General features: G+C 43.9%; 8 protein-coding genes. 3 read left to right on the plus strand and 5 right to left on the minus strand.

Features of this window, described 5'->3' with window-relative positions; translation table 11 throughout:
- Nucleotides 1-228 precede the first annotated feature (228 nt).
- Together I3254_RS11735 and I3254_RS11740 are read right to left on the minus strand one after the other, a co-directional pair.
- Nucleotides 229-1,866 (minus strand): ATP-binding protein, encoded by a 1,638-nt coding sequence (locus I3254_RS11735; RefSeq protein WP_238052988.1) that lies wholly within the window; start codon nucleotides 1,864-1,866, stop codon nucleotides 229-231.
- A 14-nt stretch (nucleotides 1,867-1,880) separates the two neighbouring features.
- Nucleotides 1,881-2,567, minus strand: coding sequence for a response regulator transcription factor (locus I3254_RS11740; RefSeq protein WP_102090591.1), 687 nt, complete (start codon nucleotides 2,565-2,567; stop codon nucleotides 1,881-1,883).
- 368 nt (nucleotides 2,568-2,935) lie between these two features.
- Here I3254_RS11740 and I3254_RS11745 point away from each other — a divergent pair, with 368 nt between their 5' ends.
- Nucleotides 2,936-3,469, plus strand: a complete 534-nt coding sequence (locus I3254_RS11745) for a Spy/CpxP family protein refolding chaperone (RefSeq protein ID WP_238052989.1) — start codon at nucleotides 2,936-2,938, stop codon at nucleotides 3,467-3,469.
- Nucleotides 3,470-3,618: 149 nt separating this feature from the next.
- On the opposite strand, the gene I3254_RS11750 is transcribed toward I3254_RS11745, so the two are convergent.
- Nucleotides 3,619-5,235, minus strand: coding sequence for a hypothetical protein (locus I3254_RS11750; protein ID WP_238052990.1), 1,617 nt, complete (start codon nucleotides 5,233-5,235; stop codon nucleotides 3,619-3,621).
- Between the two features lie 55 nt (nucleotides 5,236-5,290).
- Complete coding sequence (locus tag I3254_RS11755) at nucleotides 5,291-7,384, minus strand: hypothetical protein (protein WP_238052991.1); 2,094 nt, start codon at nucleotides 7,382-7,384, stop codon at nucleotides 5,291-5,293.
- A gap of 330 nt (nucleotides 7,385-7,714) precedes the next feature.
- Here I3254_RS11755 and ggt point away from each other — a divergent pair, with 330 nt between their 5' ends.
- Entirely contained in the window at nucleotides 7,715-9,673 is a 1,959-nt protein-coding gene (gene ggt / locus I3254_RS11760) for a gamma-glutamyltransferase (protein ID WP_238052992.1), read from the plus strand.
- Nucleotides 9,674-9,769: 96 nt separating this feature from the next.
- Here the strand turns inward: ggt and I3254_RS11765 are convergent, their stop codons facing one another.
- Nucleotides 9,770-10,900 (minus strand): restriction endonuclease, encoded by a 1,131-nt coding sequence (locus I3254_RS11765; protein WP_201579632.1) that lies wholly within the window; start codon nucleotides 10,898-10,900, stop codon nucleotides 9,770-9,772.
- Between the two features lie 337 nt (nucleotides 10,901-11,237).
- Between I3254_RS11765 and dnaE the strand changes: the two genes are divergently transcribed.
- Nucleotides 11,238-14,957 carry a DNA polymerase III subunit alpha gene (dnaE, locus tag I3254_RS11770; RefSeq protein WP_238052993.1) on the plus strand — a complete coding sequence of 1,240 codons (3,720 nt, stop codon included), beginning with the start codon at nucleotides 11,238-11,240 and terminating at the stop codon, nucleotides 14,955-14,957.
- Nucleotides 14,958-14,981: the final 24 nt, after the last annotated feature.

The raw sequence follows: 14,981 nt of genomic DNA on the forward strand, positions 1-14,981 counted from the left end.
ATCTTTGGCGCTATGGCTTTGATGGCTGACCAGGTGGATGGGTAATCGTCTTTAGCTGCAATCAGCATACGGACGGCGCTCTCTTTCATTTCAGGGGTATAATTTCGTGTTTTCATTGTCATATTCTCTCAGAAAATTGAGTCTCCGACAATCCCGGGGCGGTTCACATTAAAAATACATGATAAGCGCATATTGGTTACATAAATTATTTCTGCATTATTTATCTTTTTATCTGCTAGGTAGCACTATTTGAACCACTAACCCTTGAACACCATCTTGCCGGTTATGAGCATTGATATATCCTTTATGCGCCATGACTACAGCATGAACAATGGCCAATCCAAGACCATAGCCGCCAGTATCACGATGCCGAGCAGTATCGAGCCGTACAAAGGGATGGAAAATACGTTCTAAGTCTTTGTCTGCGACACCGCCACCTTCGTCTGTTATATTAATTTGAACAGCTGGTGCCTTATTGTCCATTTGTATTGCTTTGATTTCCGCAATCACTGTCGAACCCGCTGCCGTGTGCATAAAGGCATTGCGAATAACATTTTCAAGTGCACTATACAACTGTTCGGCATTACCTTGGACTGTCCAAAATCCTGCCAAATCATCTAGCGCTGAGGCTACAGGCGGTTGCCATTGCCAATGCACGTCTTTATGTTGAAATTCAAAGCAGACATCCTCTCCGATATTACTAATAGTGTCGGATATATCGACTGCCTCACTCTCCAAATTATCGACGGTATATTGCTGCATTTGCAGGGATTGAATATGAATGATTTGCTCAATTAGCTCATTCATTCGTGTGGATTCTTTATCGATACGGTCTAGATAACGGTTAGCATTGGGCGCAAAATCTCGAGTCAGCTCAGTCGCTACATCCAGACGAGCAAGTGGCGAACGCAGCTCATGTGAGATATCACTGAGCATTTGCTTACGTGCCAGCTCACTGTCAACCAGTCTGGTCGAGAGATGGGCAACGTCTTTGGCAAGTAGCCCCAACTCATCATCACCCATCTTAGACAGTTCTGGGTTGGCTTGATAATTACCATCAATCATACGGTGTACGGTATTTTGTACACGGCCAATTCGCTGGGTTAGCGTACGACTGAGCCATATGCAGACCAATACACTAAAGATAACGATCAATAGCAAACGTATTGGAAAATTACCGTGCTGTAGCTCTACCACGTCTGAAAAACGCAAGTGCGGACGCAACTGTATGATAATTGACTGACCATCAGGTAATTCAACAGACATATCAGCCAGTTCAGGACGAGTATCGATATCAGCTACTGCTGCACTACTTGCTGTTCTTGGTCTTAGGAACTTTTGCCAAAAAGACGGCTCAATTTTCGGTATTTCATTGTCGTGTTCACGAAGTCTATTGTCAGCATTGCGACCTTCTAGACCATAAACGTTATTCTCTACTCTAGGTGGCCTAGGTGGTATTTGCTGCAACGGTTGTATCGCACGATCCATTAGCCGCCGACCACTTTGCAACTGTCCTTGCGCACGATCGTCTTGGTCACGGTAACGCGGGAATATAATAGCGCCCTGCTCATCATAGACTCTGATTTGATTCATCAGCTGGCGGTCTTGACGATACATCTGCCTGACAGAGTCTACATCACCAGCCCGTAGCGCCGCGACCATCTCTTCACGCTTTATCAATAGACTATCGATTTTTACGTCCATACGAGAGGTCAGCTCTTTTTCAGCCAGCCAGCGCTCTACCACGATAGACAATACAGAGGTGATTAGAATCGTTAGTAATAAGCTCAGAAACATACGCCAAAACAAGGTAATGCGCACCTTAAACTTAGGTGCTTTTTTGAGGGTCTGCTCAGAAGCTTTCATCGATATGTCCGTCATTACAACACCAGTTGATAACCTTTGCCACGCACCGCTTTTATTGGCTCATCGTGGAAAGGTTGAAGTTTTTTGCGTAAGCGAGATACATGCACATCAAGGCTACGGTCAAACGGCTGCAACTCACGCTGCAAGATATTTTCTGACAGCCATGCTTTACTCACCACTTCCCCTTTTTGTTTGAGTAAGGCAACAAGTAGATCAAACTCTGTACCAGTGACTTGTAGCGTTACCCCATCTATCTGACAGGCGCGTTGGTTTTGATCGAGATGCAAACGACTCTCTGGCAACGGAGTATGCTCTGATGCGGTCGTATTGGTACGTTTAATCACTGCATTGATACGCGCTAGCAGCTCTCGAGGGTTACAAGGTTTGGTGATATAGTCATCGGCCCCAAGCTCTAGACCAATAATACGATCAATCTCCTCCCCTTTCGCCGTTAACATAATGACAGGAATATCAATAATATTTGGTAATTGACGCAGCACACTTAATCCATCTAATTTTGGCATCATAATATCGAGTACGAGTAAATCATAGACCGTATCTTCGTGTGCTACTGCCTTGAGTCTTTGTATGACTGCTGCACCATCATGCACGCAGTCACAGCGAATGCCGTGATTGTCCAAGTACTCTTGCAATAACTGAGTCAACTCTTCGTCGTCATCGCCTATCAGGATGTTTGGCATGCTTCTCTCCTTTAATTTTTATTTATCTCTATTTACTCAATCTATAGTAATCATGGCGCAATAAGTCCGCGTACAAGTGTCATTTTGATATGGTTAGCGAAATTGCCGCCGTGGCATTTTTATTGTCGGTAGACGGTAGTTAACCATATTATCAGGCAAGTACTTGCCAATTCACCAGAAACGTTACCTTTCTTAATACTTCATAAATGTTCGTAACCTTTAACTGTCGTAATATACTCCTATCAACAGCAAGTATTGCATTTCTAAGATGGCTGACCATAACGAGCGATAACGTTCAACAGATGGTACTTGCGAGATAAAAATTTAGTGTTTATTAAACCAAACTCAATGTAATCAAGGATATTATGATGAAAAAATTACTATTAGGCTCAGTATTAGCAGCGTCTAGCATATTTACAGTAACGGCTTGCACTAGTGTTAACGCGACTACTGATACAACGCCAACTGCACAAATGCACAAGAACCACAAAGATGGCATGAAAAAAGGTGAGATGAGAGGCCCAATGTCAAAATTGGATCTAACAGCGACACAGCAAGCGCAAATCAAAGCCATCATGCAAAACAAACGTGGCGATCGCACTGCTGACCGTGCAGAACATCAAGCAGAACGCGCGCAAATGGATCAGCAAATACAAGCACTGACCAATGCCAGCACTTTGAATACTGCTGCTTTGAACCGTCTGGCTGATCAACGTGCGGCAAAAGAAAAGCAACGCTTTATCGAACGTGTACAAACACAACACGCCATCGCTCAAGTGTTGACTGCTGAGCAACGTGCAAAACTTGCACAAATGAAAGAAGATAGAAAAGGTGACGACGAAGGCCGTCGTGGTCCAGACCATCGTGAGCAACGTGGTGATCGTGCACAGCAAGGTATGTAATAAACCACTCCGGAAAAGTGTTATTTTACCCAGCTGTATACGTATAAACTAAAAAAGCGCGCCGTTAATAGGTGCGCTTTTTTTAATGCAAAATTATCCTGTTCAAAAACTAGTAATGCTTTCTATTTACTTATTAATACTCTAATCAGTTACTCAACCGAACCAAAACGCTCTCTGACCATCGGCAACATGTTAAATACCATTTTACCTACTGCCGTGCCATTACCATCTTGGTAGTATTGCAGCAGCTCTGGAGCATACTTTCGTAAATCAATGCTATTGCTATCGTTCGGCGACTGCACATTACTTGGTAGGTTAGGAAACGCCAAGTCCTTGGTGCTGATAGCAGAATACTGCTGCAACACATCTATCCTCATGCCTTTGTTGTTATTCGCTTCGCTAGTGTTATCTAACTGACGACGTAAGTGCTCCCATTTGAGTTGACCGCGTTTATCAAACCCGTACAGTTCCTGTACTTCTGTATTGACAACAGTCTCACCTGTCGTTGCTTCCTCATTCATTTGATCTTTTATCATAGCCAGTATTTTTTGTACAACAGACTTACTGGTGAATGCCTTTGGATTTTGAATCGACTCAAACGCTGTCATCGGTTCGGGTTCTTGTACCAGCTCTGGGTATTTTTCACTGATCCGATCGTAGAAAATCTGCATATATTTCTGTTGCGACGCTTGATAGTCCCCAAAGCGTTGTACTCGGCGAATGATTTGATCGCTTGGTAGCATAGCCGATAACTGGTGCGCGGGCAGCTTTGGAGACAGTGAAGCAAGTGAGTTAGGAGCAACATAATTAAACTGGCTGACAGGAGCCGCGTCATAAGTCGCATCTAACGCCGCAAAGTGGCTTTTGATTACTTCACCACCAAATCCTTTAGGTAACGTACCATCATCAATGGCTATTTTTAACCACTTGTTTTGCCATTTTGTACCGAGTTTATCATCTAACAATTCTGAGTTTAGAATCGCAAAATTATCTGCCCATAGGTAAATATCACCGTTTTTAAAATCCATATAAATAGGCTGGTTGATACTGCTGTGATGATTACGTGCTTGATATTGCGCACTAGCGAGCATCGTAGCCTTGCCTGCCATCGGTTGATAGACCCCTTGAGAGTCGATAGAGAGAGGCTTTAGTAGGTACTCATCTAATAACTGTGCTTTCTTCCTATCTAACGGTCTTTGTTTATCCTCATAGTTATCAAATAGCGCTTGATAATCTGGTGCTACTTTTACATCGCTATCGTATTGATGGTCATCCCATGCATGATAGGCAGCTACGCACTCAAAATACGACTGCCTTATGCTGTCACGCTTAGTATCGTAATCTACAGCCGAGATATCTTTGTTTTGCTGTTCGGCTTGCAGGATTAGAGCGGCGTACGCTTGGTCATGTGCCTCTTCGCAGTGTTCATCTACATAGTCTGATGCCGCCATTTTCTCCGTACTAGTACTAGTACCAGTACCAGCATCGGCATCGGCATCAGCATCTGTAAATTGTTGGTTATTGCCAATCTCAAGATTGCTATGATAGCTAAAGGACTGACGTCGCTGTTTTTTCAGGGCTGTCTCTAGTGTTTTTTTGGCAATGCTAGGTGCTTGTTTTACAGCCGCCGTGTTGGACTGGCCCAAACTGGTAGACTGGCAACCTGTTAACAACAGCACCCCTGTCAAAAATGCGCTGGTTATTAGCAGATTATTTTTAGTCTTAAATGGCAGACGTTGTGCAATGGTGTGATGTACTGTTTTCATTTTTTATCCTTAATAGATATGAGCGTAAATGCAATAAGATGAGGTCATTTGATTTCTATTTTTCATTCATATCATCTTGAGCATCGTCAACTCGGCTCTCATCGACAGCGTCTGCGCCATTGCCATTATCGTTACCATATTCATCGCTGCCATACTCATCACTGCTATAAGCACCTTCGACACCGCTATCTTGATAGTCGTAACGTGCATAGCGAGCCGTTTGTAATCTGTCTTTTTTCTCGCGCTGCGTAGCTATCCATGCATTGCCATCGATAGGAGGCGTAGCATCTGAACCAAAAGACTCAGCAAGTAGCGGTGTCAAGGCATTATGGTTAAAGCTGGCTTTATCGTAACGTACTTGGTTTAGCATGGTTGTGGTCGACCCCATAAAATCACTACCGATATTGACACGTTGCTGCTTGGCCAGCAGTCGATCTGAGCTGTCTAAGTAATAGTAGTTGATTTGATTAAACGAGATAGGACCGATAGCTTCGATAAGCTGCAATAGCGAACCGACATCCGCGCTTTGATAGCCTTTATTGTACAATTGTACTTTAGCCAGTGCTGTCTTCAGTGCAGCACCATCAGGATATTTTTCTGGATTGGCATCTACGTATTCTTGCAGTGATTTCGTCACATATTTGAGCATCTTGCCAATTACTTCACCGCTTTGCTGGCTACCAAAATAGACTTTTACTGCGCGAGTCGCACCAACTTCTTTGGCAAACGTGTCACCACTGATATCGACTGCGCTAAAATGCTCAGGCGCGAGCTCAGCCATGCTGTTCTGTATTGCGTTGAGCACCGCATCATAGAGCACCGCTGGTGGCAACTGCGCCGTGATACTTTCAGGCAAACCAAAGCTCACCGTGTGCGAGGTCATCTGTGCTGGTAATGGCGTATTTTCAGGGTTGACAAGTGCAACAATCGGCATAATGGCCGATGGATCAACTACGACACTGCTGTTATTAAAATCAAATGCTAACGGTATCTGTATCGATGAGCTAATCGTTGGTGTGGCGTAGTCGTAGCTATAGACGCTTTGTAATTGGCGCTGCTTGGGACGGTATTGACTGACACTATTGAATGTTAAATGCTCATACTGATAAGCATTGGATGCAGCTATTTGCTCAGGAGTGCGGTGGAACATATCAAGTATATTGCCAATCATGCCTGTAGATGACATTGGTAGGCTGCCACGATTTACCGTCTCTGTCTTAGCTTGCTGTTTTTCCATTTGCATGGCTTCATACTTTGCAGCCATTGATTTGGGACTTAACCCTGACATTCCTGAGAGCATACCTTCAGTACCGCTACTGTATTCATCATAATTATCATAGTCGTCACTACTATAATTATCGCTACTATAGTCATCTGCTGTATCGTAAGCATACTCGTTATCGCTGCTAGCGTCATTGCTCGTCGGCTCATTCTCCCCCGCTTCAGCCAATATAGCAGCAATCGCTCTTCTCTCTGCTTCAGCTTCTGCTTTAGACTTATCATAGTCACTAGGATAGTCGGACTCTATCGAATCTTTTGCGTCATCATAATCGTTATAGTCATCATTGTATGGCTCATCATCACTTTCGCTATATGCACTCTCAGGCTGATACGCATAGGTTTCTATAATCGTTCTGAGCAAACTACTCGATCCTACATCGATACTATCTGGGTCAATGAATGGTGCTGAGCGATAGTTGGCTGTAGCGACTGCGACATGCTCGGTCGCCAAGTGTTGACGAATGGCTGCAAGCAAGTGTGATTTGGCTTGGTTTTCGGTATTTGGATACTTCTCTTGATCAAACAGCTGCTCATAACGCGCGGCCTGAGCGTTTTGACTGGCAGTAAAAGCTTGACCCTGACGTTGGCTCTGCGCGGCATCTGCGACACTAAAGTCCATCATGGTACTAGAGACGCTGCTATTCGACGACAGATTGGAAGATGAGCTGGCTGGAGTTGATTGGCAACCTGCGAGTACAAGTGAAGCACTACCAACCATCAAGGCGATAGAAGTGAATTTACCGGCTGGATATAGATGACCGTTATTATTTTTACCATTATAGTTTTTATGATCAGTGTTAGATAAACAAGCAGGCGCAGTCTCAGAGTAGCGCTGTCGATTGCGGTTATTAATATGGTGTGATGACATAGTAATCTCTTTGTATGAATAGACAGTCGATAATGAGTGTGCATTGGTACCGTTATTTATATCACAAGACGTTACAATTTAGTAATATTAGCGAATATTTTTAAAGAATTTCTTCATTCATAAATAATTTTCTCTGCATAACAGCTGTCTTATCATTAGCTTCATCTACTTGAAAATTAGCTTCGTTTATTTGAAATACAGCTAAACGCTATAAAAGCGTACACCACAAAAGATAATAAACAACTTTCTACTATTTCATATTTTCGTTACTATTTAGGCTTATCTATTTCCTAGCTCTATTCTCTCCACTCGCGTAAAAAGGACTTTGCGATGTCACAGTTATTATCTCGCCACCATCGAACCGCTCAGCAGCGTAAACCAAAAATTAATACCTTACTCAAATCTAGCGTCGTGCTCATTACCAGTACGCTACTGCTATCTATATCCGCACAGGCTGTAGAGCCAACGACCTCAACAAGTAACGCCACGGTCAACAACACATCAATCAATACCAGTGCTATAAACTTGGCCATCATGGCTGATAGTCCAATGGTACTCTCTGAAACCAAGCGCATCACGCGAGCGAAGACAAATACCCTTAGCACCACATCGAACAATGCTAACAATACTAATAGTGACCAAGCCATCTATTCTGAAGACGCCATTCATCATCCCGTTTGGGCAAAAAACGGCATGGTCGCTACCCAAGAAGCGCTTGCCTCTGATATCGGTTTACAGATTCTAAAGGACGGCGGTAATGCGGTAGATGCTGGCGTTGCAGTAGGTTTTGCCCTAGCAGTAACCTTGCCGCGTGCAGGTAATATCGGTGGTGGCGGTTTTATGATGATTTATGATGCCAAGCAAGGCAAAACGGTGGCGCTTGATTACCGTGAGAAAGCACCGAGTAGCGCCTCGCGCGATATGTACCTCGATGAAGCAGGCAATGCTGTCAGCGACTTATCTCGCTATCATGGCTTGGCCGTTGGCGTGCCAGGGACAGTAGCAGGACTACTAAAAGCGCTAGAAGAGCATGGTACGATGAGCCGCGAGCAAGTCATGGCACCAGCGATAGCACTGGCTGAAGACGGCATAGAAGTCACCGCTGGCTTGTCCGAGTCACTCACGGCGTTGAGTGATCGCTTGCAAAAATGGCCAAGTACCAAAAAAGTGTTTTTTAAGCCTGATGGCAGCGCTTATCAGCCGGGCGAACGTTTAAAGCAGCCTGAGCTTGCGCGTTCGCTAAAGCGGATTGCGATACAGGGTACCGATGGGTTTTATAAGGGTGAAACCGCTCAAAAACTGGTCAAAGCAGTCAACGAAGCAGGCGGTAGCATGAGCCTGCAAGATTTGGCCAATTATAAAGCCATTGCTCGAGAACCTGTCAAAGGCGACTACCGTGGCTATGAGATTGTCTCTATGCCACCGCCTTCCTCTGGCGGTATTCATATCGTGCAGATTTTGAATATCTTAGAAGGCTATCCGCTCAAAGACTACGGACAAAACAGCGCACAGACTATTCATCTAATGGCTGAAGCGATGCAGTTGGCGTATGCAGATCGAGCTGAGTATCTGGGAGATGCCGACTTTATCGATGTACCTGCCAGCGGCTTAACGTCACAAGCCTATGCGGACAAACTGCGTACATTGATTGACCCCAATAAAGCCACGCCAGCAGCCACTATCAAAGCAAACAATCCTGTGCCGTACGAAAGTGATCAGACCACGCATTTCTCTATCGTTGATAAAGATGGCAATGCGATAGCCAATACTTATACGTTAAACTTCTCTTATGGTACTGGTCTCGTTGCGGATGGCACGGGCATTCTGCTTAATAATGAAATGGATGATTTCTCTGCCAAACCTGGCGTACCAAACGGCTACGGATTACTTGGTGGCGACGCCAATGCGGTGGAAGCCAATAAGCGTCCACTGTCCTCTATGAGTCCAACGCTTGTATTCAAAGACAGTAAACCTTACATCGTTACTGGTAGCCCAGGTGGTAGCCGTATCATCACGACTGTCACCCAGATTATTTCCAACGTCATCGACCATGATATGAATATCGCTGAGGCAACACATGCGCCGCGTATCCACGATCAATGGTTACCTGATGAAATTCGAGTCGAAAAAGCACTGAATATCGACACAGTGAAAAAGCTCGAATCAATGGGTCATACGGTCAGTCCAAAATCTGCAATGGGATCTACACAATCGATCATGCTCACACCAAACGGTGTTTACGGATCTTCAGACCCACGTATTGTCGATGCAGCGGTGGTTGGTTACTAAGTTATGAATATATGCCTCTAGTCATTATAAAAAGCTCTATGTGTTGCTATAACTCATAGAGCTTTTCTTGTATAAATAAGTAAATACTGACCTGCTTTAATATAGCTTGATTCTTTCAAAAAAGTCATTGTCCAATAATAATTTTGGTCTGGCATTCACCTCTTTTAAACCGACTTTATGTTGCATCATTAACTCGATCAAGTTCATCTGATCAATGAGAATAAGACTGTGCGAATCAGTCGAATTAGCATAGTCTTGAGCAGGCTTAGTAAAGCTAGTGGTAGTAATAAAGATGCCATGATGATTGGTTTTTTGTGGAGGATATGCACCTATGAAATTTCTCAAGTCGCCATTAGATATATTATTGCCATTACTATAGAGCTTGGCCTGTATATAATAATTGTGCACCTCACCATCTGGAAAGTCCTGAATAATTAGTCCATCAATACCATTATCGTTAGACCGCCCTGTATGACGAGAGGTTAGATTACTTTCAGGACTTTCTATCTCTAAGGATCTCTCAATTAATTTCAAACAAAACCACTCAAACTGCAAAGGTGATAAGCTTTCAAGCTGAGCCATGATCATATCAGGCGTCACTTTGACAAAATCATTACCAACAGCAGCATCTGCATAATTATTCATAAATATAGAGGTTCGACGTTTAGTTTCGTCAATCAAATGACTAATAAGTGCGTCACCATTTTTGCCATAAGCAGCAATATTAACTTTTTGCAAATCAGCAAAAGATTTGCTATCGAAGCGTTTAAAGTTAGCAATATAATCACCATTTGGTATTCCTTCACCAATATATTGATTAAAATTATTACCCGCCAGCCAAAAATAAACTTTACCGAAAGGGTCTAAACGTATGATATTTTTAGGCGTTACTTTCTCATCGAAAGTAATAAAATTGGCAAAGTTCTGATTTAGATTAGGAATCAAACTAAATTTATCTTCCTTAACCAAGCCCATTGCAGATAAGCATACTAAGATCAAATCAATAATTTCGTCGTAGCAAGGCGAACCATCATGACATTCATGGCGTATATCGTAATTACTCATATAGTTGATGTCTTTATGATCATTTACGATTTGCGCTAATTTCTCAAACTCTCTGTAAAATACAGTGCGCCCAATAGTATTTCGCGTACTTAAATTTTTTATAGTTTGTATTCCAGCATTTAACATGTCGCCAAATGCAGGCAGCTTAGTAATATTACTCATAGTATTATCGTCTTTTTTGATTGCGTGAATAATATAGTGAAATCGGCATAGCATTACAATTATTTAAAAACAAATGTTTATGCTAACAACTATTGAGAGAAAACGCAGCAAAATTTCATATTAATAAGTAAGAAAAACAAATCCTCTCACTCAGATTAAACCCTTTGAACCTGTGGCTGTCTGCGGCAAATAATGCTATTATTGACGACCCCATTTAAAACGTATCAATATGGCTATCGAGGTCTTGTCGGCCTCTAGATATCAGTATAATTGATTGATAATAATCAATTATTTTAACGGTAGCTTATTTCTTTGATCGTACCAGTAAGAGTCTTCTATGGCATTTGTACATCTTGGCATTCACAGCGAATATTCCATCACCGATTCTATCGTGCGTATCAAACCGCTGGTAAAAGCTGCTGCGGCTGACAATCAGCGCGCGTTGGCATTGACTGATTTGTCCAATTTATATGCCACGGTGAAATTTTATCGTGCCTGCTTAGGTGCGGGTATCAAGCCTATTATTGGTAGTGAAGTCATCATGGACAATGAAGACACACGCCTTACTTTACTTGCAATGAATAACGAAGGGTATCAAAACATTACCCGTATCGTATCGCTTGGGTTTACCGAAGGTCGTGCTGATCCTATCAATCATGGTACGCCGGTTATTAAGCGCAGTCATATACTAGAGCATGCAGCAGGTGTGATTGTACTGCTCACCGAAAAGTCAGACGTGGGTCAAGCATTGGTCGGCTCGATGCCAGAAAAGGCCGATGAACTACTTACTGAATGGCAGGCAAAATTTGACGATCGTTTGTACTTTGCGATCAAGCGTACCAATCGTTCGGGCGAAGATGCTTTTATTAGAGCAGCCATCCATTCAGGTGCCAAACACAACATCCCTATCATTGCGCATAATGACGTGCGTTTCTTAGAGCAAGATGATTTTGATGCTCATGAAGCCCGCGTGTGTATTGCAGGCTCTTATGTCCTTGCTGATCCAAACCGCCCGCAGACTTACTCGGATGAGCAGTATCTAAAAACACAAGCTCAGATGGAGCAATTATTTGCTGATATTCCGCAGGTCATTGACAATACCTTGCGCCTCGCTACACGCTGCAATGTCACCTTAACGCTTGGTATTAACGTCCTACCTGATTTTCCTGTGCCTGAAGGCGAGACGATTGAATCGTTTTTCCGTGCCGAGTCACAACGCGGTCTTGAGCAGCGCTTAGATAAGCTGTTTCCTGTCGAAGCACGTACGGATAATTGGAACGACTTCCGTCAGAGATACGATGAGCGCCTTGCATATGAGTTAGATATTATTCTATCCATGGGCTTCCCGGGTTACTTCCTAATCGTCATGGACTTTATCCGCTGGGCAAAAGCCAATGGCGTACCAGTAGGCCCTGGACGTGGTTCTGGTGCAGGTTCGTTGGTCGCCTATGCACTAAACATTACCGACCTTGACCCGATTCATTACGATCTACTATTCGAGCGCTTCTTGAACCCTGAGCGTGTATCGATGCCCGATTTCGATATCGACTTTTGTATCGAAGGTCGTGACCGCGTCATTGATTATGTCGCGCAAACCTATGGTCGTGATGCCGTATCGCAGATTATTACCTTTGGTACTATGGCCGCAAAAGCTGTTGTGCGTGATGTGGCACGCGTACAAAGCAAATCGTACTTTTTGGCCAATAAAATATCCAAGCTGATTCCAAAAACGCCTGGCATCACACTGAGTCAAGCGCTTGAACAAGAGCCACAGCTCAAAGACTTGATCTCTAATCCTGACAATATGGATTATGAAGATGCCATCGAGATTTGGGAGATGGCGATTAAGCTTGAAGGCGTCTGCCGAAACGTCGGTAAACATGCCGGCGGTGTATTGATTGCTCCGCACAAGATCACTGACTTTAGTGCCATTTACTGTGATGACGAAGGTCACCGTGTCAGCCAGTTTGATAAAGACGATGTAGAAGCTGTTGGTTTGGTGAAGTTTGACTTTTTGGGTTTACGTAACCTAACCGTTATCAATGCGGCAGTTGAAAACATCAACTTGCGCCGTGCAAAAGAAAACGTACCTGCCTTAGTTTTGGAAGATTTGCCGTTAGATGACAGCAAAGCCTATAAGCTGCTGCAAGATGCCAAAACCACGGCGGTCTTTCAGCTAGAAAGTATGGGCATGAAAAAATATCTGGCCAAACTGCAACCGACCAATATCGAAGATGTCATCGCTATGTGTGCGCTGTATCGTCCCGGCCCACTCGATGCAGGCATGGTAGAGATGTATATCGACCGTAAGCATGGTCGCGAAGAAGTCATTTATGATCATCCCAATCTTGAGCCGATTTTAGAAAACACCAATGGCGTTATTGTCTATCAAGAACAGGTGATGCAAATCTCGCAGGTGATGGCAGGTTATAGTCTGGGCGGTGCGGATATGCTACGCCGTGCGATGGGTAAAAAGAAACCTGAAGAGATGGCCAAGCAGCGCGATATTTTTGTCACTGGTGCCACCTCACAAGGTATCGATGAGGTCACGTCAGGCGGTGTATTTGACTTGATGGAAAAGTTCGCAGGTTACGGTTTTAACCGCTCGCATTCTGCGGCTTATGGGGTATTAGCTTATCAAACGGCCTACCTAAAGCAATACTACCCTGCTGAATTTATGGCAGCGGTCTTAACTTCAGATATGAACAACACCGACAACGTCGTGTTCTTTATCAATGACTGCCGTGAAAACTTTGGGCTAACCGTAGTCAATCCTTCAGTCAATCGCAGTGAATGGCATTTCGTTGCCGATACTCCGACCAATATCATCTATGGTCTTGGTGCAATTAAAGGCGTGGGTGAAGGCGCGGTAGAGTCTATCGTAGATGCACGCCGCCGCGAAGGTCCTTTTAAAGACTTATATGACTTCTGCCGCCGTGTCGACATCAAAAAAGTCAATAAGCGCACACTTGAAGCATTGGTCAGCGCTGGCTGTTTTGATGACTTTGCCGCCACGCTACGACCTGACTTGCCAGCCGACGAAGCTTACGAGATTCGCGGTGCGCTAATGAGTCAATTGCCAAGCGCGGTACAAGCCGCTGAGCAAGATCGTCAAAACCGCGAAATCGGTATGATGGATTTGTTTGGTGAAATGGATGGTGTGGTTGCAGCCCCGCCGTTAGTGATGACGCCAGAACTCATCTGGGGTGACAAGCACCGCCTAAAAGCGGAAAAGAACACCTTGGGACTGTACTTAACGGGACATCCAATCAATGAGTATTTGGATGAGTTGAAACGCTATACCTCTGGTGCGCGTCTCGACAAGTTGACCGATACAGGCTATAACGGCAGCTGCTATTTCTCGGGGCTTATTATAGATATTGCCAACTTTGGTAATCGCAACGTGATTACTTTAGATGACGGTACATCGAGACTCGAGGTCAGCTGTTATGCTGAGCGTTTTAACCGTGTCAAAGAACAGTTGAAAATCGATGAAGTCGTCATCATCAAAGGCAGCATCCGTGAGCGTGATGGACGTTTGTTTGCACGTCTTGATAGTGCCATGAGCATGGTAGATGCCAGACTACGTTGGCTCAAAAAAATCAGTATCAAAGTTCACGGTAGTGATATTAATTTGCTCACACGTCTACAGCCATTACTCAAATCAGCCCAAGCTGACATTATTCCCGAGCCGCGTCTGGCTTATAACCAAGATCAAGACGAGCAAGGTAGTAGCAGTAATAGTACCTACGACCCTGCAATGGGTGGCAGTTTGTATGATGAAAACGGTAATGATTTACTGGCATTAGAGAGCGACATGAACCATGATGCGGCCAATCAGAACGGTATGTCAGCCAGTTATGCCAATAATGCCCTAAGTAATACTGACACTTCTATCAATGATAATTGTCTGCCACTTGGACTAAGCATTTATGAAGTCTATGGCATCGCAAATGTTGGACTTTCTGAGCACTGGCGCGTTTACCCAAATGACGATAACTTGCAGACATTAAAGACTTTGGTCAGTGAAGAGAACTTACATTTCCATTACAGCTAAGACGTACATTACGTTTTAAAAATT

Origin of the sequence: Psychrobacter sp. Ps2 (genome assembly GCF_022129405.1) — a bacterium.
In the GTDB taxonomy this organism is placed as follows: Bacteria; Pseudomonadota; Gammaproteobacteria; order Pseudomonadales; family Moraxellaceae; genus Psychrobacter.